The 21227-nt window shown below is 71.8% G+C and carries 24 protein-coding genes; 8 read left to right on the forward strand and 16 right to left on the reverse strand.

Features of this window, described 5'->3' with window-relative positions:
• Positions 1–28: 28 nt before the first annotated feature.
• From EWV39_RS02310 to EWV39_RS02370, 13 genes are all read right to left on the reverse strand, one after another.
• On the reverse strand, positions 29–1702 hold the full coding sequence (locus tag EWV39_RS02310; protein ID WP_129656671.1) for a sodium:solute symporter family protein: 1674 nt from the start codon (positions 1700–1702) through the stop codon (positions 29–31).
• 249 nt (positions 1703–1951) lie between these two features.
• Positions 1952–3355: a PTS ascorbate transporter subunit IIC gene (locus EWV39_RS02315; protein WP_129656672.1), complete on the reverse strand. Its 1404-nt coding sequence runs from the start codon at positions 3353–3355 to the stop codon at positions 1952–1954.
• 31 nt (positions 3356–3386) lie between these two features.
• A complete protein-coding gene (locus EWV39_RS02320) occupies positions 3387–3677 on the reverse strand; it encodes a PTS sugar transporter subunit IIB (RefSeq protein WP_129656673.1) in 291 nt (96 codons plus the stop codon).
• A gap of 57 nt (positions 3678–3734) precedes the next feature.
• Positions 3735–4181 carry a PTS sugar transporter subunit IIA gene (locus EWV39_RS02325; protein WP_165313085.1) on the reverse strand — a complete coding sequence of 149 codons (447 nt, stop codon included), beginning with the start codon at positions 4179–4181 and terminating at the stop codon, positions 3735–3737.
• Between the two features lie 31 nt (positions 4182–4212).
• Complete coding sequence (locus tag EWV39_RS02330) at positions 4213–4995, reverse strand: GntR family transcriptional regulator (protein ID WP_129656675.1); 783 nt, start codon at positions 4993–4995, stop codon at positions 4213–4215.
• 78 nt (positions 4996–5073) lie between these two features.
• Positions 5074–5826 (reverse strand): hypothetical protein, encoded by a 753-nt coding sequence (locus tag EWV39_RS02335; RefSeq protein ID WP_129656676.1) that lies wholly within the window; start codon positions 5824–5826, stop codon positions 5074–5076.
• A gap of 669 nt (positions 5827–6495) precedes the next feature.
• A complete protein-coding gene (locus tag EWV39_RS02340; RefSeq protein WP_129656677.1) occupies positions 6496–7209 on the reverse strand; it encodes an ABC transporter ATP-binding protein in 714 nt (237 codons plus the stop codon).
• Positions 7210–7366: 157 nt separating this feature from the next.
• The gene (locus EWV39_RS02345; protein WP_129656678.1) at positions 7367–8293 is read right to left on the reverse strand and encodes an SDR family NAD(P)-dependent oxidoreductase; all 927 of its coding nucleotides are present in this window, start codon (positions 8291–8293) and stop codon (positions 7367–7369) included.
• 211 nt (positions 8294–8504) lie between these two features.
• Positions 8505–9101: an Asp23/Gls24 family envelope stress response protein gene (locus EWV39_RS02350; protein ID WP_129656679.1), complete on the reverse strand. Its 597-nt coding sequence runs from the start codon at positions 9099–9101 to the stop codon at positions 8505–8507.
• Positions 9098–9661, reverse strand: coding sequence for a DUF6286 domain-containing protein (locus EWV39_RS02355; RefSeq protein ID WP_129656680.1), 564 nt, complete (start codon positions 9659–9661; stop codon positions 9098–9100). The genes EWV39_RS02350 and EWV39_RS02355 overlap by 4 nt, the downstream gene beginning before the upstream one ends.
• Positions 9658–10086, reverse strand: coding sequence for an Asp23/Gls24 family envelope stress response protein (locus EWV39_RS02360; protein ID WP_165313087.1), 429 nt, complete (start codon positions 10084–10086; stop codon positions 9658–9660). Before EWV39_RS02360 ends, EWV39_RS02355 begins: the two co-directional genes overlap by 4 nt.
• 5 nt (positions 10087–10091) lie before the next feature.
• A complete protein-coding gene (locus EWV39_RS02365) occupies positions 10092–10274 on the reverse strand; it encodes a hypothetical protein (RefSeq protein ID WP_129656682.1) in 183 nt (60 codons plus the stop codon).
• A gap of 74 nt (positions 10275–10348) precedes the next feature.
• Positions 10349–10855 (reverse strand): Asp23/Gls24 family envelope stress response protein, encoded by a 507-nt coding sequence (locus EWV39_RS02370; RefSeq protein ID WP_129656683.1) that lies wholly within the window; start codon positions 10853–10855, stop codon positions 10349–10351.
• 184 nt (positions 10856–11039) lie between these two features.
• Between EWV39_RS02370 and EWV39_RS02375 the strand changes: the two genes are divergently transcribed.
• The 3 genes from EWV39_RS02375 to EWV39_RS02385 are packed head-to-tail and all read left to right on the forward strand — an operon-like array spanning position 11040 to position 12554.
• Positions 11040–11627, forward strand: a complete 588-nt coding sequence (locus tag EWV39_RS02375; protein ID WP_165313089.1) for an RNA polymerase sigma factor — start codon at positions 11040–11042, stop codon at positions 11625–11627.
• The gene (locus EWV39_RS02380; protein ID WP_129656685.1) at positions 11624–12175 is read left to right on the forward strand and encodes a hypothetical protein; all 552 of its coding nucleotides are present in this window, start codon (positions 11624–11626) and stop codon (positions 12173–12175) included. The genes EWV39_RS02375 and EWV39_RS02380 overlap by 4 nt, the downstream gene beginning before the upstream one ends.
• The gene (locus EWV39_RS02385; protein ID WP_129656686.1) at positions 12168–12554 is read left to right on the forward strand and encodes a hypothetical protein; all 387 of its coding nucleotides are present in this window, start codon (positions 12168–12170) and stop codon (positions 12552–12554) included. Before EWV39_RS02380 ends, EWV39_RS02385 begins: the two co-directional genes overlap by 8 nt.
• Before the next feature lie 86 nt (positions 12555–12640).
• Here EWV39_RS02385 and EWV39_RS02390 read toward each other — a convergent pair whose 3' ends face one another.
• The 3 genes from EWV39_RS02390 to EWV39_RS02400 form a co-directional block, all read right to left on the reverse strand.
• Entirely contained in the window at positions 12641–13393 is a 753-nt protein-coding gene (locus EWV39_RS02390; RefSeq protein WP_129656687.1) for a triose-phosphate isomerase, read from the reverse strand.
• Between the two features lies 1 nt (position 13394).
• Complete coding sequence (locus EWV39_RS02395; RefSeq protein ID WP_129656688.1) at positions 13395–13853, reverse strand: ribose-5-phosphate isomerase; 459 nt, start codon at positions 13851–13853, stop codon at positions 13395–13397.
• A gap of 91 nt (positions 13854–13944) precedes the next feature.
• On the reverse strand, positions 13945–15663 hold the full coding sequence (locus EWV39_RS02400) for a dihydroxyacetone kinase family protein (protein ID WP_129656689.1): 1719 nt from the start codon (positions 15661–15663) through the stop codon (positions 13945–13947).
• 254 nt (positions 15664–15917) lie between these two features.
• Between EWV39_RS02400 and EWV39_RS02405 the strand changes: the two genes are divergently transcribed.
• The 5 genes from EWV39_RS02405 (at position 15918) to EWV39_RS02425 (ending at position 21118) form a co-directional block, all read left to right on the forward strand.
• On the forward strand, positions 15918–16880 hold the full coding sequence (locus tag EWV39_RS02405; protein ID WP_129656690.1) for a sugar phosphate isomerase/epimerase family protein: 963 nt from the start codon (positions 15918–15920) through the stop codon (positions 16878–16880).
• Positions 16881–16908: 28 nt separating this feature from the next.
• Positions 16909–17685: an SDR family NAD(P)-dependent oxidoreductase gene (locus EWV39_RS02410; RefSeq protein ID WP_129656691.1), complete on the forward strand. Its 777-nt coding sequence runs from the start codon at positions 16909–16911 to the stop codon at positions 17683–17685.
• An 83-nt stretch (positions 17686–17768) separates the two neighbouring features.
• Positions 17769–19118, forward strand: a complete 1350-nt coding sequence (locus tag EWV39_RS02415; RefSeq protein WP_129656692.1) for an MFS transporter — start codon at positions 17769–17771, stop codon at positions 19116–19118.
• A 144-nt stretch (positions 19119–19262) separates the two neighbouring features.
• Positions 19263–19940, forward strand: coding sequence for a GntR family transcriptional regulator (locus EWV39_RS02420; RefSeq protein ID WP_129656693.1), 678 nt, complete (start codon positions 19263–19265; stop codon positions 19938–19940).
• Between the two features lie 182 nt (positions 19941–20122).
• Entirely contained in the window at positions 20123–21118 is a 996-nt protein-coding gene (locus EWV39_RS02425) for a 4-hydroxythreonine-4-phosphate dehydrogenase PdxA (protein ID WP_129656694.1), read from the forward strand.
• The last annotated feature ends 109 nt before the right edge of the window (positions 21119–21227 follow it).

The following is a 21227-nucleotide window of genomic DNA, read 5'->3' on the forward strand; positions in this document are numbered from 1 at the left end:
AGGGGCGGGTGCGGCTTCGGTGCGGGCTTCAGAGGAAGGGCAGGTACAGCGCCACGCACAGCGCGAGCGCCACGGTGCCCAGCAGGGCCGGGGAACGGTACCAGGCGGCGTCGCCGGCCACGACGTCGCCCTTCACGTCGATGCTCCCGACGCCGTAGACCAGGCCCTTGAGCTCCGAGACCGGCTTGGGCGTGGTGAAGAGGGTGACGACCACCGAGACCACCATGACGGCGAGGAACGAGTAGATGGCCCCGTACATGGTCTCCGCCGTGGCCGAGCCGAACAGGGACTCGTCCCGCAGGTAGGCGATCCACACCACGGTGGGGGCTATGATGCCGGCGACATAGCCCCACAGGCCCGCGGCAGGTGTCATCCGCTTCCACAGCAGGCCGAGGATGAAGACGCCGAACAGCGGGGCGTTGAAGAAGGAGAACAGCGTCTGCATGTAGGTCATGATGTTGCCGTACTGCGCGGCGAGGAAGGCCGCGCCGATCCCCACGACCACGCCGATCGCGGTGACCCACCGCCCGGTCCTGAGGTAGTGGGCGTCCGGCATGTTCGGCTTGATGTACTCCTGCCAGATGTCGTAGGTGAACACCGTGTTGAAGCTCGAGACGTTGGCGGCCATGCCCGCCATGAAGGAGGCCATCAGGCCCGTGACGGCGACCCCCAGCACACCGGAGGGCAGGTACATCTGGATGAGCTTGGGGATCGCGTCGTTGTAGGTCAGGGTGCCGTCGGCGAACTGGTTGCCCACCGTGGCCGCGGCGATCAGGCCGGGGATCACCACGATGAAGGGGATGAACAGCTTGGGGAAGGCGCCGATCAGCGGGGTGCGCCGGGCAGCGGACATGTTCTTGGCCGAGAAGGCGCGCTGGACCTCCGTGAAGTTGGTGGTCCAGTACCCGAAGGAGAGCACGAATCCCAGGCCCAGCACGATCGCGAGCCAGTTGGCGCCGATGGGATTGGTGACGTCGCCGATCCCGGTGCCCTGCCAGGCGGAGAGGTGCAGCCGGCTGATGCCCTCCGTGTTCAGCAGGGCCTCCTTCAGCCCCGACCAGCCGTGCACCCGGTGGAGACCGACGACGGTGAGCGGCACCAGCCCGGCGACGATCACGAAGAACTGCATGACCTCGTTGTAGATGGCCGAGGAGAGACCGCCGATGGTGATGTACAGCAGGACGAAGCCGGCGGAGACGACGATGGCGACCCATTCGGGCCAGCCGAGCATCGCCTCGATGACGATGGACATGGCGTACAGGTTGATCCCGGCGATCAGGACGTTGGAGACGGCGAAGGCGATGGAGTTGACCACGTGCGCGGGCTTGCCGAAGCGCTTGAGCATGAACTGCGGCACCGAGCGCACCTTGGAGCCGTAGTAGAAGGGCATCATGACCAGGCCGAGGAAGACCATGGCCGGGACCGCGCCGACGATGTAGTAGTGCAGCGTGGACATGCCGATCTGCGCGCCGTTGGCGGCCATGCCCAGGATCTCGGTGGCGCCGAGGTTGGCGGAGACGAAGGCCAGGCCGGTGATCCAGGCCGGCATCGAGCGGCCCGAGAGGAAGAAGTCCATGCTCGTGCGCACCCGGCGCTTGGCCATGATGCCGATGCCGAGGACGGTGGCGAAGTAGATGATGAGCAGCGCGTAGTCGACCCATGAGAGGGAGAGCCGAAGGCTGCTGGCGTCCGCAAGCGTCATCGCTTGCCTCCTGACAGACCGGAACAAGCGCAGTTTTGTGCGTTGTTGTTTGCGATTGATTGTTTCGCGAGTCAGTCTACTCCCGACTGTGATCCAGTCAACATCAAACATTCGGCTCTTCTCCCGGGCGGAACCTCTCCGCATACCGGGGCGATGTTTTATTTTGTTTGCTTCACCCCGTCCCGGACGCGAAGGACCCCGCCGTCGTGACGACGGCGGGGTCCTCGGCGCGGGGACGCGGCGGGGCCGTTAGCCCGCGACCTCCGAGCTCTCCTGCTCGGCCGCGGCCCGGCGCTCCAGGCGCTTGGCGCGACGGCCGGCCAGCAGGCTCGCGCCGAACAGCGCCAGCGTCGCCACCACGATGCCGACGATGATCAGGGCCTGTCCGCCGCCCATGCCCAGCCAGCCGAGGAACAGCCCGATCACGCCGTAGTCGGAGTCGCCGAAGGTGGAGTTGGCGGTCCCGATCTCGCCGAGCACCGGCAGGAGCAGCAGCGGGACGATCGTGATCACCAGGCCGTTGGCGAAGGAGCCGAGGACCGCGCCCCGGCGGCCGCCCACCGCGTTGCCGATGACCCCGGAGGCGCCGCCGGTCATGAAGTGCGCGACGATGCCGGGGATGATCACGGCGCTGCCCGCCACGCCCATGACGGCCATCCCGAGGATGCCCGCCACCAGCGAGGAGAAGAACCCGACCATCACGGCGTTCGGGGCGAAGGTGAAGGTGATCGGCACGTCCAGCGCCGGCTTGGCGTTGGGGACGAGCTTCTCCGAGATGCCCTTGAAGGCCGGGACGATCTCGGCCAGGATCACCCGCACGCCGGCGAGGATGATGAAGACGCCGGCGGCGAACTGGCCCGCGGACATCACGGCCCACAGCAGGTAGTTCTGCCCGTCGGAGATCTCCGTCTGGACGTAGCTGGGGCCCGCCACGAGCGCCACGATCACGAAGATCAGGCCCATCGAGAGCGCAACGACGACGGTGGAGTCGCGCACGAAGCCCAGCGACTTCGGCACCTTCAGCTTCTCGGTCGACTTCTCGGGATCGCCGCCGGTCACGCTGGCCACCAGGCCGGACAGCGCGATGCCGAACCCGCCGGTGTGCCCCAGCGCCACGGTGTCGTTGCCGGTGACCTTGCGCATGAAGGGCTGGACCACGGCCGGGGAGACGGTGGTGATCACGGCCTCCGCGATGGAGCCCCACAGGACGGCCTGCCAGGAGCTGAACCCGGCGACCATGAGGATCACCGCGATCATCGCCGACTGGTACAGCGCGACGTGGCCCGAGAGGTAGATGTACTTGAACCGCGTCAGCCGGGCGAAGATCACGTTGATGATCATGCCGAAGAAGAAGATCAGCGCGGCGACGGTCCCGTACTCCTGCAGCACGGGCCCCACGATGGCCTCGTTGTTGGGCACCACGCCCTGCACCCCGAAGACCTCGGAGAACATGGTGCCGAAGGGATCCAGGGCCCCGACGACGACGGCGGCGCCCGCGGAGAGCACCAGGAAGCCGACGAAGGTCTTGACGGTGCCCTTCATGACGTCGGCGCCACTCTTCTTCTGCAGGAGCAGTCCGATGAGCGCGATCAGCGCCACCAGGATGGCGGGCTGAGAGAAGATCTGGACCAGAATCTCCAGGAAACTGTTCATTTCACGTGTCCTTTACCCTATCCGCGGGGGACTAGTCGGTGGTGGCGATCCCGTGCCGCTGGCACGCTTCGCGCACCTTCTCCACGAGCTCTTCCTGATCGATGATGGAGTTGAGCACGACGACGTCGTCGAAGTCGGAGACCGAGTTCTCCAGGTCCCGGCCCACGAAGAAGACGTCGGCCGCCTCGGGGCCCACCGAGCCGAGGTCCGCGTGGTCCACCTCGACGCCCTGGGCGCCGACGGTCTTGAGCGCGGTCTCGATGTTCATGTGGACCATGAAGGAGCTGCCGAGGCCGGAGCTGCACATTGCCATGAATTTCATTGGTTCTCTCCTGAACTGTTGGGATGTTGTTCCGCCGGAGGGGATCCGGCGAGGTCGTCAGCCGGCGGGCTGAAGGATCCGGGTGAGCTCCGGGTAGGAGCGGACCGCGAGCAGCGCCGTGCGGGACCCGGCGTCCATCAGCAGGCGGGCCAGCTCGGCCATGGTCTGCTGGTGGTCCTGGGTCCCGGTCGCGGCGAGGACGAAGACGGCGTTGACGGGGTGGGACTCCTCGTCGGCCAGGTGGAGCGTGCGCTCGGGCAGGAGCAGGCTCAGGGCCGTGCGGTTCACGCCCTCCTCGGGGCGGGAGTGGGCCAGCGTGATGCCGAAGCCGAGGTCCATGTAGGTGCCACCCGGCGCGGCGATGGTCTCGAGGACCTTCTCCACGTAGCGCGGCTCCACGGAGCCGTCCTCGACGAGCGGGCGGGCGGCCTCGCGGACGGCCTCGCGCCAGTCGGCGGGGTCCGCGAAGAGGACGCGGTCCTCGGTGAGGTGTTGTTCGAGCACTCTCGTGCCTCCTTCGGGATGCATGGCCGGGTCAGGGCCGGTGGTTGCGGGCGAGGACCGAGAAGCGGGTCAGCGCCGCCTCGTCGGCGTAGATGTTCCGGCCGTGGATCTGCGGGCGGCCGTGGTCGTCGTAGGTGGTGGTCCGGGTCGCGAGCCGGAGGGTGCCCTCGGGCAGGCCCAGCAGGCGGGCGTCGTCGCCGATGGCGCGCTGGACGGAGACCGTGACCTCGTTGCGGGCGGGCACCAGGCCGTGGCGCGAGGAGAGGTAGGTGTAGAGCGACTGGTCGGTGAAGTCCTGGCCGAGCAGGTCGGCGTAGCGCCCGGCGTCGAGCCACTCGCGGGTCAGGTGGTCCACGGAGCCGTCCACCGAGCGGAGCCGGTCCAGGCGGACCACGCGGGCGCGCTCGGGCAGGCCGAGGGCGGCGGCGATGTCGAAGGGGGCGGCGAAGGCCTCGAGGACGAGGACCCGGCTGGTCACCCGGTGTCCCTCGGAGCTCTTCTGCCGGTGGAAGCCGGTCAGGTCGATGCTCTCCGGCGGTGCGGGGAGCCGCTGGCCCGACTCGGCGACGAAGGTGCCGCGGCCGTGGTGGCGGTCCAGGATGCGCTCGGCGATGAGGTCCTCGACGGCGCGGCGCACGGTGATCCGGCTGACCCCGTGGATCTGGCAGAGCTCGGCCTCGGAGGGGACGAGGGTGCCCGGGGGCGCGGAGGAGAACCGCTCGCGCAGGGCCTCGCGGACGCGTTCGTACTTGGGCACGCGCTGGTCACCGCCGGCGGCGTCCGCCGGCCGCGGGGATGAGTCGACCTGACCCACGAGGCACCTCCCTTGGTCACCTAGTACAACTCATCATAACGAGTCATCCTGTCGGTGTCAGCCGGGAGTTCTCGACCCTCAGGATCCGGCGGGACGCCGCAGGCACATCGTCAGCGCCAGCGCCGCGATCCCCGCGCTCCAGGCGGCGGCCGCGAGCGGGCCGAGCGCTCCCACCACAGCCAGCGCGGGCGGGAGCGCGGCGGCGGTCGCCACGGCGTGGCACTTCAGGAGCGTGTAGACGCTCCTGATCGGGACGATGCCGAACGGCGTCGGCACGTAGACGTCGGAGCCCCAGTCCGGCGGCTCGGCGTCGGAGGACTGCACCGCCATGGCGCCCAGGCCGATCCCCGCGAGAACGGCGGCGAGGGCGGCTTCGGGACGGCCGGCCAGCGCGCCCAGCCCGCCGAGCAGCAACACCTGCCAGGCCGTCATCAGCCCGATGGGCACGGCGAGCTGCGCGAGCCGCTCGCCCCGCCGCCCCAGCGGCCACATCGCGTGCCGCTGGGGGCTGCCCTGGGAGTGCCCGACGCCTGCCCCGGCGCACTCCATGGCGGCCAGCGCCACCGCCGCCAGCGCGACCACCAGGAGCACGGGGGCGCGCAGCAGCGGCGAGAGCGCCAGGAGCAACCCGAGGAGCAGCGTGATCGCCAGGCCGGGCACGACGCCGCGGCAGCGGCGCCACTGCCGCCACTCCGCCGCGGCCATCAGCAGGGCGGGCCTCCCCCGGAGACGGCGCGGCAGCGGGCGGACGCCCCGGGAGGGGACGCGCCCGCGGAACAGGACGCGGGAGAGCGAGCCGAGGTCCAGGGCGTAGACGGAGAGCTCGAGCAACTGGCCGGTGCCCGCGGCGGCGTCGAGCTCGGGGTGGCGCAGGCCGGCAGACCCGCCCCGTCCTACCGCCGGGGCGGGTCTGCCGGCCCACCGCGAGCCGCAGGGCCGTCAGACACAGGAGGGCCCCGGCCGCCATCGGGAGGAGGGAGCCAGGACCCCAGCCGCCGCCGAGCCCGAGGGGGATCACCGTCAGCGCCCCGCCGAGGGCGCCGAACAGCGCCGAGGCCCAGGCCAGGGCGGCCAGCCGGCGGTGCAGGTACGGCCGCCGGTCCACCGGGGCCTGGAAGATCCAGAGGAGCGTCTCGCGCGACACGGACAGCGGCCCGGCCGCGCGCAGGCCCCAGTACCAGAGCACCGGGACCAGGAGGGTCAGCGCGGCGACGGCCCACCGGAAGTCCGGGAGGGCGAGGGCGGCGAGCCGGCGGACGGCCTCGCCCTCCGCCAGCGGCCCGCCCCCGCCCGGCGCCCCGGCCTCGATGACCAGCCGGCCGACGACGGCGCCCGCGACCACCAGCGCGAAGACCAGAATGTACCAGTCGCCGAAGGCCGCCCGGCCCCTGCCGCGGCTCTTCTGCCGGGCCTTGCGGGCGACGAAGCCGCGGACCTCCTCGGCGGGGCGGGCTTCCTCGGCGGAGCGGACGGAAGCGGCGGGACCCGCGGAGGAGCCGCTCACGAGTGCTCCACCGCCAGCAGCTCCAGTCCCTCGGCGGGGGTCGCCAGACGGGGTGGGGCGACGTCGTCGAGGATGACGCAGCGGTCGGCGAGGCGGGCGAGGAACGCGGCGTCGTGCGTGGCGAAGATCAGCCCGACGCCCTCCGCAGCCCGGGCCGCGAGCGCCTCGGCGAGGTCACAGCGGGTCGCGGCGTCGAGCCGCTGCTCCGGCTCGTCCAGGACCATCAGGTCGGCGGGGCGCAGGAAGGCCGCGGCGAGCAGGAAGCGGCGTCGCTGCCCGGAGGAGAGGGTCTGGGGGTCGCTGCCCTGCTTGGCGCCCACGCCCCAGCGCTCCAGCTCGGCCAGCGCGCGCTCGTACGGGGTCTCGAGACCGTGCGCGAGGGCCACCGCCTCGAGGTGCTCGCCGACCGTCAGGTGGGGCAGGAAGTACTCGTCGTCGAGCAGGACGCAGACGCGACGGCGCCACTCGAGCGAGCCCTCGTCCTGGGGCGCCCCCGCGAAGCGGACCTCGCCCTCGACCGGGTGCTGCCGGCCGGTCAGTCCCTTGAGCAGCGTCGACTTGCCCGTGCCGTTGGGACCGATCAGCGCGAGGCGGTCGCCGGGCCCGACGCCGAGGCCCACCGGCCCGCAGACCGGCTCGCCGGCGTACCCGGCCACCACGCCCTCGGCCGTGAGGAGGGCGGGCTGAACGGGGGTGGTGGGAGAGGGCATGCCCCCCACCGTATCGGCGTCGCTCCCGGATGAGCGGATGTTGCGCGGCGCCGGGGCCGCGCCCTCGCGGCGACGATGCGCCCGAGGCCGAGGCCGCCGGGCCGGCGTCTGTCAGCGACGGCCTCTGCCCGGCCGCCGCCCTCCGAGCCGCGGTTCGTCAGAGAGGCTCGTCAGAATGGGGCATGTGGGGATGGGGCCCGTCGGAGCAAAGCCCGCCGGGCCGAGGCTCGTCGGATCCGTCCCCACCGGGGCGCGACCCTCTCGAGCGCGCCCCCGAGAGGTAGGCCCGCACCGCGACGTCGAGGACCCCGGCGGGCAGGAGCCGGAGGGCTCGATGGGCGATCCCGACGCCGCGGCCCACGAAGTACCGGGGCCGGGGCCGCGGGGAGGTCACGGCGTCGAGGACGGCGCGGGCCACCCGCTCCGGCGTCGAGGAGACGCTCCCCCGCTCCAGGGCCCTCGCCGCCACCTGCTCGGCGAGGGCCGCGTACCGGCCGCCGCCGCTGACCCGCCGGACGGTCTCCGACTCGTCCTCCTGCCACCCGGTGCTCACCGGCCCGGGCCTGACGTCGATCACGCGGATCCCCGCGGGGCGCAGCTCTTGGCGCAGGCTGTCGGTCAGGGCGCCGAGCGCGGCCTTGCTCGCGCCGTACCAGCCGCCGAGCGGGAGATGGAGGTCGGCCACCACCGAGGTGACGTTGACGATGCGGCCCCGCCCGCGCTCGCGCATGGCCGGGAGCACCAGCTGGATCAGCCGCGCGGCGCCGACCAGGTTCACCTCGAGCTGCCGTCGCGCGGCGGAGGCACCGAGGTCCTCGACGGCGCCCTGCTCGCCGTAGCCGGCGTTGTTGACCAGCACGTCCACGCCGCCGGTCTCCTCCAGGACCTGCCGGACCGCGACCTCGAGGGAGCGCTCGTCGGAGAGGTCGACGACGACCCCGCGCGCGCCGAGGGAGGTCGCCTCCTCGAGTCGCGCGGCGCTGCGGGCCGCGGCGTACACGGTCCATCCGCGATCCAGCAGCAGGCGGGTGACGACGGCGCCGATTCCCGCCGAGGCGCCGGTGACGAAGGCTACGGGGCTCATGCTCCGAGTCTACCGAGGCCCCGGGACGAGACAGCCAGATGCTTCGTCGGGGCCGGCGTTCGGTGCGGCGGCGAGACCACGCCGTTGCCCGCCGAGGCCCTACACGAGCATGGACGACGCGCCCCGGTGCGGGACGCGTCGTCCATGTCAGCCGCGGATCCTCCGGGCGAGCCCCCGGCGGGCGGGATCCTCCCCGCCGGCCCCGGACTGCTCACTGCACCCGCACCCGATCGCTCTTCCGGCTCTGTCGGGTCACGACGATTTCGATCCCCACGTCCGTGAAGGGAACGCCCAGGGCCTCCACGGCCCGCGGCAGGATGCGCTCGGAGATGGCGTCGACCACTTCCTGGGCGTCGGCCCGCTCGTTGACGGCGACCCGCAGGACCAGCTCGGGCTCGCTGCGGCTTCCCCGCAGGAGCGCCCGCGCCGCCGTGACGTGCTCCAGCTCCTCGACGTCGTGCGCGACGGCGTCCGAGAACACCGGCGCCTCCATGAGGGTCACGCCCTGGCGGGCGTCCTCGTGGAACCGGAGGGTGGGCGCCTGCCGCTTGCGGGGGATCTGCCGGACGAGCCAGGAGAGGCCCGCGAGGATCAGGAGGGCCGCGACGACGATCATCGCCGCCGGCATCCACGGCTGGTCCAGAACGCCCGAGGCACCCCGCATCGGAGCGGCCTCCTGGTCGAGCGCCGGATGGAGGGAGGCCAGCAGTCCCGACGCGGCGAGAAGCCACCCGACGCCGAGGACCAGCAGCACGAGGCCGATGACGGTGAGCCAGGCCCGGTTGAGGCCGCCCGCGAGTATTCTCATGACATCTCCTTCGTGTGCGCCCGGACCCGGATCTTGGGGGCTGGGAAGACGCCGGAGCGGCGCATCCGCTCCTCCACGGCGGCCCGGACCTCGGCGACCAGGGAGTCCCTCGAACGCAGCGGCGTCGTGAGGCTGACCAGGACGCTCTTGGCGGTGGCCGAGCTTCTGACGCCGCTCACGCCGTCGATCTGGTGGGCGGCCCCGGAGGCCAGAGTCGCCAGGCCGCCGGTGGTGATGACGGCGTGCACGCCACCCCTGACGACGGCGTCCTCGGGCTCCGGCGATGCGACCCGCGCGGTGGTGAACGCACCGGGCGCGAGGGCCCAGATGATCAGGAGCAGCCCGATGATGGCCACGACCGCCGCGGCGACCATCGCCCCCGGCGCGGCCCAGGGGGCCTGCTCGACGGATTGCGCCGCGCGGGACAGCTGGGACCACCACTGGCCCGTGGCGAGCCGTGCGATCGCCGCCCATAGGAGCGCGGCGGCGAGGGCGAGCATCACGATGCTGACCAGCACCGCGGGCAGCACCCGAGCGGGACGATGTCTCAGAGCCTTCACAGCAGTGTCCTTTCCTCCGCGGGAGACCCGCCGTGCAGGTACCCCACCCGGATGTCGATCTGGCGCACCTGCACCCCGGCCAGCTCCGTCACGCGGCGCCCCAGCTCCTCGCGGACCTGCTGGGTGACGCGGGCGATGGACGCCGGATAGCGCACCCCCAGCTCGATGCTGAGCGTGGCGATGGCCCCGGTGAGCTCCACCGAGACCTTGGGGCGCGCCTCCGGGTCGTTCTGCCGGCCCATGCCGAGGAATCCGCCGCCGGTCCCGCCGACCTCGGTGATCTCCGAGGCGCACTGCGCGGCGATCTTCTCGACCACCTTCTCGGCGAGGACCAGATGCCCCCGATGGGAGGACGACGCCGGACCGTCCGGTTCCCGCGGGGGATGCTCCCCGCCCCCGGGTCCGCCTGTCGATGCGTCGAACACCTCGCTCACCTCCGATCGGAGGAACGGCCGAAGAGGGCCTTCACGTCGAGGCGGCCGTCGAGCGCGAGCCCGACCAGCAGGCCGATGACCGCGAAGAAGGCGACGATGACGAAGTCGACGAAGCCACCCCATGCGGCGACGATGCCGAGGACCAGCCCGACGACGACGCAGAATTTTGCTGAACTCATGATGCTTCCTTTGCCGAGTGGGTGATGCGGTGCCCGGGGCCGCGACCGCTTCGGCCGCGGCCCCGGGGCGCGGGTTACTTCAGCTCGTTCGAGGAGTCGTCCTCGCCCTGGTCGTCGTCCGGCAGGTGGACGTCGGTGACGTTGATGTTGACCTCGAGGACCTCCAGCCCGGTGGCCTGCTCGACGCTCCGGATGACGTTCCGGCGGATGGAGTCGGCGACGTCGACGACGGCGCTGCCGTACTCGATGATGATGGTCAGGTCGATCGCGGTCTGCTCTTCGCCCTTCTCCACGCTCACCCCGCCCGCGACGTTCGTCTGCGAGCCGGGGATACGGCCGGAGAGGGAGTCGAAGGCGCGGCGGGCGGCGTTGCCCATCGAGTGGACGCCGGGCACCTCGCGGGCGGCGATGCCCGCGAGCTTCTGCACCACGGTCTCGTTGATCGTGGTGTTGCCGTGAGGAGTCTGGAGCGGCCCGTGCGGTTCGAGGTCCTGGCCGGAGGCCTGGCCCGAGCCCTGGGAACCGCCGAGGGCCTGTGTCGGGGTGCTGCCCTTGACCGTCTGGGTGTTCTGCTCTGCCATGGTGATCACTCCTCGTGAGATCGGATGGATGGCTTGTACAGGTACAGACGGTCCCGCGCTCGGAACGTCACGGGATCTCCCCAGAAATCTTCGAGATCTTTCGCCGCGCCGTCCCGTCCCCGCCGTACGATGGGGGAACCCGCCGGGTGGGACCCGGCATCACTCGCGAACGGGACGGAGACGCGTGAGCGGCACCGATGAGCAGGAGTCCCCCAGCTCGGCGACCGAGCTGGTGACCCTGGTCGTCCGTGCGCAGGACGGCGACCTCGCGTCCTTCGAGGGGCTCGTGGAGCGCTTCGAGGGCCGGCTCTTCGGCATGGCCTACCGCATGCTGGGCAACCGGCTCGACGCCGAGGACACGGTCCAGGAGACGTTCATCAAGGTCTGGTCGAAGCTCGGCGACCTGCGGCATCCCGAGGCCTTCTCGACGTGGCTGTACCGGCAGGCGGCGAACCACTGCCAGGACACCCTGCGTAGCCGCGCCGCCCAGGCGACGGCGCCGGTGGACGCGGGCTACATGGAGGAGACGCTGGGGGACGCGCGCCAGCAGGATCCGGCGCGCCAGGTGGAAGCGGCCTCGAGCATGGATGCTCTGGCGGCGCTCTTGCAGGAGCTTCCCCAGGAGCAGCGACTATGCTGGGTCCTCCGGGAGCTGCAGGGACTCTCGTACCAGGAGATCTCCGACTCCCTCGACGTCACGGGGGCCACCGTGCGCGGTCGGCTCGCGCGGGCTCGAAAGGCGCTGGCTGAAGGGATGGGTGACTGGCGATGAGCTCGGACGAGGAGCTGGCCTGCGGTCGCACGATCGATTCGGTGTGGCTGAGCATCGGCGGCGAGCCCGACGATCACCAGCGCCGGTGCACGCACTGCCTCGATGCTCGACGCCGCCTCACCCGGCTCCAGGCCATGACGCTTCAGGCCCAGCGCGAGGACGCGGAGCTCGCCACGCGGCCCGACGTGAGGCGCCGGATCATGGACTTCGCCCGGTCCCACGTGCGCCGCGGCGAGCGGATCCAGGTCAAGGTGGTGCCCGGCACCGTGATCTCCCTCAGCGAGCACGCGATCGCGGCCGCCGTGCGCGAGGTCGTCGACTCCCATCCGGGCCTCACCGCCCGACGCTGCGCGGTGAGGGGCCTGGGGGCCGCGGCCGGGGGCTCGGTGCCGCTGGGCCTCGACGTCGGGCTGGTGATCGACCCCCTCGCCCGCTTCGGCGCCGGCGAGGACCGCCTGCGGCGCCACATCGCCCATGCGGTCTCAGAGCGGCTCGGGGCCATCGTCACGTCCGTCGATCTCACGGTGGAGGATCTCGCGCATGACTGATGCAGCAGACGACCGCGGCGCCCGTCCCGCCCCCGGGCCCGTCCCCTGGAGCGGAAACTGGCGCGAGCGCCTGACCCGCGCCGTCATCGAAGCGGTGGACGGCGCGCCCGGGGTGCTGCACCGCGAGTCGAGCGTGTCCGACTTCCTCCTGGGCCTGCGACGTCCGGCGAGCACCGCGTCCCGGGGCGGGCTCGCCGCCGACGGCACGCGGATCGCCGTCAGCGGCTCGAGCGCCTCGGTGAGCGTCTACGTGAGCGTCGACGACTCCCGCCCCGCGGTGTCCGCCGGCGAAGGGGTGCGCGACGCGGTGGCGGCGGCCCTGCGCGACGCCGGGTGGACGCCCGGAACCGTGGAGGTCACGATCCTTGACGTCGGGTGACCGCGCCCCGATCGAGGCCCCAGCCGGCCGGGCCCGAGGGCTCGGCGCGGGCTCCTCATCTCGCGGCGCGCGGGCGCCCGTCCCCGTCAGTGCCCGGCGGCGAGCTCGAGCAGCCGCAGGTACCCCTCCAGCTCCCAGGCGGTGCGGCCCACGAAGAGGCCGTCCACGCCGTCGATGCCCAGCAGCTCGCGGGCGTTGCCGAGGGTCACCGAGCCGCCGTACAGCAGGCCCGCGACCCGGCCGCCGTACTCGGCGCCCAGCCGCTCGAACGGCGTCGCCAGCTCCTCGGCCGTGGCGGGCCGCCCGGCCGAGCCGATCGCCCAGATCGGCTCGTAGGCGATGAGCACCCGGGACAGCTGCTCCTGGGCCAGGCCCTCCAGCGCCCCGGCCGCCTGCCCCAGGATGAACTCGGCCGAGCCGCCGGTCCGCTGGGTCCGCGCGTCCTCGCCGATGCACAGCAGCGGCATCAGGCCGCGCTCCAGGGCGGCGGCGACCTTCCAGCGGGTCGTCTCCACGGTCTCGCCGAAGTGCTCGCGCCGCTCCGAGTGGCCGATCTCGACCAGGCTCGCCCCGGCGTCGGCCGCCTGGCCCATGGAGACCTCGCCGGTCCAGGCGCCCGCCTCCTCCCAGTGCGCGTTCTGCGCGCCCACCAGCACCGGCGAGCCCGGGCCGAGCTCCTCCGCGACCGCGGCGAGGGAGGTGAAGGAGGGGATCACGAAGGGCTGGAGGCCCTCCGGCGCCCCGTCCCCGAGCCGCTCGCGCAGCCCGCGGGCGTAGGCCCGGGACTCGGCGAGGGTCTTGTTCATCTTCCAGCTGGTGCCGATCCAGCGGAGGGACATCTCAGCAGCCCTCGTAGGCGCGGATGGCGTCCACCTTCGCCGCCGAGGAGGACTCCGGGTCGAACTCGAGGCCGAGCCACTCCCCCACCAGGGTCCGGGCCAGCTCCAGCCCGACCACGCGCTCGCCCATGCACAGCACCTGCGCGTCGTTGGAGAGCACCGAGCGCTGGACCGAGTAGATGTCGTGCGCGGTCACGGCGCGGACGCCGGCGACCTTGTTGGCCGAGATCGCGACGCCGAGCCCGGTGCCGCAGATCAGCAGGGCCCGGTCCGCCTCGCCGGCGGCGATCTTCTCGGCGGCCGCGATGGCCACGTTCGGGTAGTAGGTGCCGTCCTCGGTGCCGGTGACCCCGACGTCGAGGACCGAGGCGACGCGCTCGTCGGCCTCGAGGTCCTTCCTGAGGGCCTCCTTGTAGTTGAATCCGGCGTTGTCCCCGCCGACCACGATCCTCAGTGCCATGATGCTCCGCTCCTTCTGCCGTGCGATGTCCGGCTCTGCCTCTGGCCGCGTCCGCGGCCCTGTCTGTTCCAACGCCCCGCCCCCGGGACGGTTATTCCCCCAGCTGCCTGCCGAGCTCCTCCATCAGCAGGGAGAAGGAGAGCGCGCCCGGGTCCGGCGTCCCGACGCTCCTCTCCCCGAGCACGCGCGAGCGGCCCAGGCTCGCCCTGATCTCCGAGGTCCGCTCGGCGGCCTCGCGGGCCGTCCGGGCCGCGGCCGCCACGGCCGCCGCGGCGTCCTCGCCGTCGAACCGCTCCGCGAGCGCGTCGCGGAAGGGGACGGCGGCGTCCACCATGGTCTTGTCGCCGGGCTTCGCGCCGCCCAGGCGCATGACGGCCTCGACGGCGTCGCCCAGCGCCTCGACCGTCCGGCGCCCGTCCGCGCCCTCCGCGTCGGAGAGCGCCCCACCGGCCGCGGTGAGCGCGGCGCCCCACAGCGCGCCGGAGGTCCCCCCGGCCGCCTCGGACCAGGCCTCGCCCGCCAGCAGGAGGGCGGTGCGAGCGCCGGCGCCCTGCTCGACGGCGCGGCGGGCGGCGCGGGCCGCGCCGCGTGAGCCGTACGCCATGCCCTGGCCGTGGTCGCCGTCGCCCGCGACGGCGTCGAGCCGCCCGAGCTCCTCCTCCCGCTCGGCGCACACCCGCTCGAAGCCCTCCAGGGCCCCGGCGATCCGCTCCGCGCAGCGGCGCGAGTCATCGGAGGCCTCGGGGATCCGGGCGTCCTCGGCAGTCCAGAGCCGGCCGCGCGGCGCGCGCTCGACCTCCGGCATCATGCCCCGGTGGAAGGCCGGCGTGTCCACCGGCGCGAGCCAGTGCTCCTCGAGCTCCTCGTCCAGGAAGACCAGGGTCAGGGAGAGGCCCGCCATGTCCAGGCTCGTCACGAACTCCCCGACCTCGGGCCTCACGGCGGTGAGCCCCCTCTCGGCCAGGCGCTCGGCGACGCGCCCGTAGACGACGAAGAGCTCCTCGTACTTCACGGTCCCGAGCCCGTTGAGGATCACGGCCACCCGCCCCCGGTAGCCGCCGTCCCGCCGGGCGGGCTCCTCCTCGAGGATCCCGTCCAGGAGCAGGTCGGCGATCTCGGAGGCGCCCGCGATCGGCTCCTCGCGCACCCCGGGCTCGCCGTGGATGCCGAGCCCGACGCCCATGCTCGCCTCCGGGACGTGGAAGAGCGCCTCCTCCGCACCCGGCAGCGTGCAGCCGTCGAAGGCGACGCCGAAGGAGCGCGTCGCGTCGTTGGCCTTCCAGGCGATGCGCTCGGCCTCGTCCAGATCGGCGCCCGCCTCGATGGCGGCCCCGACGATCTTGAAGACGGGGAGGTCGCCCGCGATGCCGCGGCGGTCCCGGGAGTGCTCGACGTCGTTGGACATGACGTCGTCGCTGACCGGCACGATGCGCACGTCGATCCCCTCGTGCCGCAGCTTCTCCGCGGCGAGCCCGAAGTGCAGCACGTCCCCGGCGTAGTTGCCGAAGCCCAGCAGGACCCCGCCGCCGTTCTCCGCGTTGCGGACCACCGAGTAGACCTGGGAGGCCGAGGGCGAGGCGAAGACGTTGCCGCAGGGCGCACCGTGGCCCATGCCGGGGCCAACCCAGCCGGCGAAGGCCGGGTAGTGCCCGGACCCGCCGCCGATGACCAGCGCCGGCTGCCCCTCCGGCGTCTCGGTGGGGCGCACGACGCCGCCGCGGACGGGCGTCACGTGGTCCGGGTGGGCGGCGGCGAGGCCGCGCACGGCCTCCTCCGCGAAGTCGGACGGGCTGTTGAAGAGGTACGTCATCGTTCCTTCCTCCTTCTCGGGTGGGGCGGGACGGCCGGGCGCCGGGCTCGGGCCGGCGCTTGCCTCCTCTGATCCTATAGGATCAATCTCATGCTGACGAGAGGCTTTGGTACCCGACCCCTTCGGATCATACCGAGGTCGGCGGAGGAGGGTCGGCGACTCGCAGGCGCTACCTCCCGGCGCGGCTTCTTGACGACCTCTCGACTTGAACCTATATCCTATATTGTGACGACCCCCATAGTGGAAGGACAACGATGTTGACGGCAGAGAACTGGCCCATCGCGGCCAACATGCTCTCGTTCGGCGATCGGGCGCCGGGAGGAGGGCACATCAAGGACGCCCCCTCCGGCGTCTGGGCGCAGCAGCTGCGCCAGGTCAGGGAGCTGGGGTTCGACCACATTGATCCCACCGACGCCTGGGTCCCCCTGGCCGCCCTCTCCGAGGAGCGCCTCGAGGAGTTCCGGCGCGTGCTCGACGGCGAGGGGCTCTCCATCTCCTCGATCTCGATGACCCGCAACTCCGTGGCGGACGCCCGGAACGGGGAGCGGAACCTGGCGGACGCGCACCGTCTGGTGGACCTCGCCCCGAGCTTCGGGGCCGGAGTCGTGAACACCGGGTTCATGCAGGCCCTGACCGAGGAGCAGAGCCGGCAGGTCTGGTTCTGGCTGGTCCAGGGGCACGTCGACTCCCCCGAGCTGAGGGACCTGGCCCTCGAGCGGATCGGCGAGCTCGGCGACCACGCCCGCCGCAGCGGCGTCGAGATCAGCCTCGAGGTCTACGAGGACACCTACATCGGCACGCCGGAGGACGCCGTCGCCTTCATCCGGGACCTCGGCCACGAGGCGGTGGGGCTGAACCCGGACCTCGGCAACCTGATCCGCCTGCACCGCGAGCTCCCGCCGGTCATGGAGATGTTCGAGGCGGTCCTCCCCCACGCGAACTTCTGGCACATCAAGAACTACTCGCGGGACTTCGACCCGGCCACGGGCGCCTACAGCACCGCGCCCCTGCCCCTGAAGTACGGCTACGTGAACTACCGGCAGGTGATCCGGCGCGCCCTCGAGCTCGGCTACTCCGGCCCCTTCTGCTGCGAGCACTACGGCTCGGACTCGCTGGGCGTCTGCGCGGAGAACCGCGACTACATCCGGCAGGTCCTCGGCTCCGCGCTGGCCGACCCGGCCGATGATTCCTCGCCCGCCGCGGCGTCGGGCCGCTGACCGTCCCCTCAACCTCGAACGGAGACCCATGACCAAGAACTCGTTCCCCTCATCCCGCACAGCCGTCGTCACCGGTGCCGGCGCCCCGCGCGGCATCGGCCGGCACGTCGCCCGCAGGCTCGCGGCCGACGGGTGGGACATCGCCGCCCTGGACATCGACGAGGCCGCGGTCGCCGGATTCGCGACGGAGCTGTCCGCCGAGACCGGCCGGACCGTCGTCGGCATCGGCGTGGACATCGCGGACAAGGAATCGGTCGACGCCGCCTTCTCCCGCATCGACGAGGAGCTGCCTCCCGTGCTCGCCGAGGTGAACCTCGCCGGCGTGGCCAGCCCGCACTCCTTCTTCGAGATCACCGACGAGATCTTCACGCGCGTCGTCGACGTCAACGCGAAGGGCACGCTGTTCATGATGCAGGCCGCCGCCGAGCGGATGATCGAGGGCGGCTTCGGCGGGCGGATCGTCAACACCTCGTCCGTGACGGCCTACGACGGCGGCGGCACCTTCTCGAAGACCGGATACGCCGCCGCGAAGGCGGCCGTGCTCGGCCTGACCCGGGGAGGCGCCCGCGAGCTCGGGAAGCACGGCATCACGTGCAACTCCATCGTCCCCGGCCCGATCGACACCGACATCATGGGCGGGAAGCTCACGGACGACCGCAAGGCGGGGATGTCCTCCGACATCCCGCTGGAGCGCGTGGGCCAGCCCGACGAGGTCGCAGGCCTCATCGGCTTCCTGGTCAGCGAGGACTCGAGCTTCGTCAACGGGGACTCCGTCTTCGTGGACGGCGGCAAGCACATGGTCTGATCCGCGTCCCCGGGGCCCGGTGCGTGCGACCGCGCCGGGCCCCTCCACCCGCAGCACCCCACCACCACGAACAGAGGACGAAGATGTCCGCAGAAACGCCCGCGCCCCGCCGGAACGTCGTCGAGAAGGACCGGGAGCGATACTCGCCCGCCGTGGAGGCGGCCACCCGGAAGGCGCGCTGGCGCCTGCTGCCCTTCCTCATGCTGATGTTCGTGATCGCCTTCATCGATCGCACCAACATCGGCTTCGCGGAGCAGGACCTGGAGGTCCACGCCGGCCTCTCCGCGAGCGCCTACGCCTTCGGCGCGGGCCTCTTCTTCATCGGCTACGCCGTCTTCGAGGTGCCCTCCAACCTCATCATGCACAAGGTGGGGGCGCGCTGGTGGATGGCCAGGATCATGGTGACCTGGGGGATCATCGCCGCGCTGTTCATGTTCGTCAGCGGCCCCACGATGTTCTACGTCCTGCGGTTCCTGCTCGGCGTCGCGGAGGCCGGGTTCTTCCCGGGCGTGATCCTGTACCTCACCTACTGGTTCCCGCGCCGCAAGCGGGCCCAGGCGACCGCCCTGTTCTACCTGGGGCTGCCCATCGCCAACATCGTCGGGGGCCCCCTCTCCGGCGGGCTCCTCGAGCTCGACGGCACCCTCGGCCTGCACGGCTTCCAGTGGATGTTCATGATCGAGGGGCTCGTCGCCGTCCTGGTGGGCGTGATCGCCTTCTTCTATCTCACCGACCGGCCCGAGAAGGCCCGTTGGCTCAGCGAGGAGGAGCGCGGCGAGCTGGCCGCGACCCTGCGGGCCGAGGCCGGGGCCAAGCAGGAGACGGCCAAGCTCAGCTGGTGGCGCGCCCTGGTCAACGGACGGGTGCTCTACTTCTCGGTCGCCTACCTGGCCATCCAGGCCGCGGTCTACGGCCTCACCTTCTTCCTGCCCCGGCAGGTGGCGGGGATCGTGGGGCAGGACGTCGGGTTCACGGTGGGCCTCCTGGTCGCGATCCCCTGGATGGCGGGCCTGGTCACCACGTTCTTCATCGGGCGGGCCGCCGACCGCTCCGCGCGCTACCGGCAGATCTCGACGCTGATGCTGGTGATCTCCGGCGTCGGCCTCCTGCTCTCCGCATACGTCCAGCAGCCGGTCCTGGCCATGATCGCGCTGTGCCTGGGGGCGATCGGCTTCGTCTCCACCCAGCCCATCTTCTGGAACCTCCCGACCAGCTACCTCTCGGGAGCGGCCATGGCCTCCGGCGTCGGCCTGATCAACGGGCTGGGCAACCTGGGCGGCTTCCTCGCGCCGAACCTCCGGGCCTGGGTCGTGGAGGCCACCGGCACCGAGTCGGCGGGCCTGCTCCTGCTGGCCGGCGCACCGTTCCTCGGGGCCCTCCTGATCTTCGGGACCAAGGCCTTCGAGCGGCGGGACCGGCGGCTGGAGGGGTGAGGCCGGCACCACGCGGGGAGATGGGGCTCGACGGCAATCGCGTGAAATAGGATATTGACGAGCGGATGTGCCGTCCGTGCCGGTGAACGCCGTGCGGGGCCCGATGCGCGGCCCCGCCGGGCCGGGATGCGAAGGAGTGCCGAGATGTCGATCAAGCGCCAAGCCCTGCGCGACGAGGTGTACGAGCTGATCCTCGCCGAGCTCCTGGGCGGTCAGCGCCCTCCCGGCTCCCGGCTCAGCATCGACGGGCTGGCCCGCCAGTTCGAGATCTCCCCCACCCCGGTGCGGGAGGCGCTGGTCTCGCTCGAGCACTCCGGGCTTGTCCAGTACGCCGCACGGCGGGGGTACGTCGTCGCGCCGGCGCTGTCCGAGCGCCAGATCCGCGAGCTGATCGACACGCGCCAGATCGTCGAGGGGGCCGCGCTCAGCCGCTCCTTCGCCGACTGGGAGTCCTTCCAGCGGGATCTCCGCCGCGCGCACGAGGAGCACAGCGGCGTCGTCGAGCGCATCGCGGAGTCGGGGAGCCCCGACTACGAGATGGTCCGCGAGCACTTCCGCGTGGACTGGGGCTTCCACCGCACCTTCTTCCAGCACGCGGACAACCGCTACCTCACCGAGATCATCGAGTCCCTGGGAACCCACGTGCACAGGATGCGCCAGACCTGGGCCTCGCCGGCAGAGAGCCTCGATGCGCAGGAGGCTCTCGCGGAGCATGCTGAGATCCTGAATCATGTAGCAAATCGCAATCACGACGCCGCCCTAGCCGCTCTCCGCGCCCATCTGGACCATGTCCGGGACCGCTCCACGACCTCCCTCTCCTGAGCGATCTCTCCCCATTTACCCCCGCATCTAGGGGTTTTTCCTCCTCCAACACGGCCTCGTCACGTTTTCAGGCATTGACAACCCTCGTAGGCTGCGTCACACTTTTGATCCAAGATCCTATTTGATTTAGATCGGGGTGACGACGTCGTCGCCCGCGTGGACCAACCGCCTGGAGGCCTTCCATGTCCCCTTCCGCCCCTCGCCTCGCCCTCACCTTCGGCGACTTCTCCGGCATCGGACCCGAGCTGGGCGCCCGGCTGCTCTCCGACCCGGAGAACCTCGAGCGCGCGCAGATCTCCCTCCTGGTCTCCCCGGCGGAGCTCGCGCGGGCCAGCGAGCTGGCCGGCGTCGAGGTCCCGGTCGGAGAGGAGCCCGGCACCGGGCACGTCCACCTGGTCGAGACGCCGCTGCAGGACCGCGAGGTCCCCCTGAGGGAGTGCTCCCAGGAGGCCGGCTCCCGCGTCCTGCAGGACCTGAGCACCGCGCTGCGGCTCTTCCAGGAGGGCCAGGCCGACTCCATCATGTTCCTCCCCCTCAACAAGACGGCGCTGCGGCTGGGCGGGATGCACGAGGAGGACGAGCTGCGCTGGTTCGCCAAGTCCCTCGGGGACACCGGCTTCACGAGCGAGCTGAACTTCATCCCCGGACTGACCACCTCCCGGGTGACCTCCCACATCCCGCTCGCCGAGGTCGCCGAGCACATCAGCGCCCGCAGCGTGCTGGACTCGATCGAGCTCCTGCACGACGTCGTCCGCGGCACCGGCGTGGAGAGCCCCCGGATCGCGGTGGCCGCCCTCAACCCGCACGCGGGCGAGAACGGCCAGTTCGGCCGGGAGGAGATCGACCACATCGCCCCGGCCGTGGCCCTGGCTCGCTCCGGCGGCCTCGACGTCGCCGGGCCCTTCCCCTCCGACACGCTGTTCATCAAGGCCCGGGCCGGGGAGTTCGACGGCGTCGTCACCATGTACCACGACCAGGGCCAGATCGCGATGAAGCTCATGGGCTTCGACCAGGGCGTGACCGTCCAGGGCGGCCTCTCGGTACCGATCGCGACCCCCGCCCACGGCACCGCCTACGAGATCGTGGGCACCGGAAAGGCCAATATCGGCCCCAGCCAGCGGGCCTTCGAGATCGCCGTGGACCTCGGCGCGCAGACCGCGCGCCGACGCCGGGCCTGAGCCGGCGGCGCCGGGCCCGGTCCGGCGGCGGGACTGTCCTGCCGCCGCCGGGAACGACTCGGCGCCGCTCCCCCGCGGGCCCTCCCGGCCCGCCCCTTTCGGATCTGTG

The sequence above is a fragment of the Rothia halotolerans genome, assembly GCF_004136635.1.
GTDB classification, from domain to species: domain Bacteria; phylum Actinomycetota; class Actinomycetes; order Actinomycetales; family Micrococcaceae; genus Rothia; species Rothia halotolerans.

Coding starts and splice junctions, on each gene's coding strand:
- EWV39_RS02310 (WP_129656671.1), bottom strand. CDS start 1,702: ATGACGCTTGCGGACGCCAGCAGCCTTCGGCTCTCCCTCTCATGGGTC.
- EWV39_RS02315 (WP_129656672.1), bottom strand. CDS start 3,355: ATGAACAGTTTCCTGGAGATTCTGGTCCAGATCTTCTCTCAGCCCGCC.
- EWV39_RS02320 (WP_129656673.1), bottom strand. CDS start 3,677: ATGAAATTCATGGCAATGTGCAGCTCCGGCCTCGGCAGCTCCTTCATG.
- EWV39_RS02340 (WP_129656677.1), bottom strand. CDS start 7,209: ATGCCCTCTCCCACCACCCCCGTTCAGCCCGCCCTCCTCACGGCCGAG.
- EWV39_RS02345 (WP_129656678.1), bottom strand. CDS start 8,293: ATGAGCCCCGTAGCCTTCGTCACCGGCGCCTCGGCGGGAATCGGCGCC.
- EWV39_RS02350 (WP_129656679.1), bottom strand. CDS start 9,101: ATGAGAATACTCGCGGGCGGCCTCAACCGGGCCTGGCTCACCGTCATC.
- EWV39_RS02365 (WP_129656682.1), bottom strand. CDS start 10,274: ATGAGTTCAGCAAAATTCTGCGTCGTCGTCGGGCTGGTCCTCGGCATC.
- EWV39_RS02370 (WP_129656683.1), bottom strand. CDS start 10,855: ATGGCAGAGCAGAACACCCAGACGGTCAAGGGCAGCACCCCGACACAG.
- EWV39_RS02380 (WP_129656685.1), top strand. CDS start 11,624: ATGAGCTCGGACGAGGAGCTGGCCTGCGGTCGCACGATCGATTCGGTG.
- EWV39_RS02385 (WP_129656686.1), top strand. CDS start 12,168: ATGACTGATGCAGCAGACGACCGCGGCGCCCGTCCCGCCCCCGGGCCC.
- EWV39_RS02390 (WP_129656687.1), bottom strand. CDS start 13,393: ATGTCCCTCCGCTGGATCGGCACCAGCTGGAAGATGAACAAGACCCTC.
- EWV39_RS02395 (WP_129656688.1), bottom strand. CDS start 13,853: ATGGCACTGAGGATCGTGGTCGGCGGGGACAACGCCGGATTCAACTAC.
- EWV39_RS02400 (WP_129656689.1), bottom strand. CDS start 15,663: ATGACGTACCTCTTCAACAGCCCGTCCGACTTCGCGGAGGAGGCCGTG.
- EWV39_RS02405 (WP_129656690.1), top strand. CDS start 15,918: ATGTTGACGGCAGAGAACTGGCCCATCGCGGCCAACATGCTCTCGTTC.
- EWV39_RS02410 (WP_129656691.1), top strand. CDS start 16,909: ATGACCAAGAACTCGTTCCCCTCATCCCGCACAGCCGTCGTCACCGGT.
- EWV39_RS02415 (WP_129656692.1), top strand. CDS start 17,769: ATGTCCGCAGAAACGCCCGCGCCCCGCCGGAACGTCGTCGAGAAGGAC.
- EWV39_RS02420 (WP_129656693.1), top strand. CDS start 19,263: ATGTCGATCAAGCGCCAAGCCCTGCGCGACGAGGTGTACGAGCTGATC.
- EWV39_RS02425 (WP_129656694.1), top strand. CDS start 20,123: ATGTCCCCTTCCGCCCCTCGCCTCGCCCTCACCTTCGGCGACTTCTCC.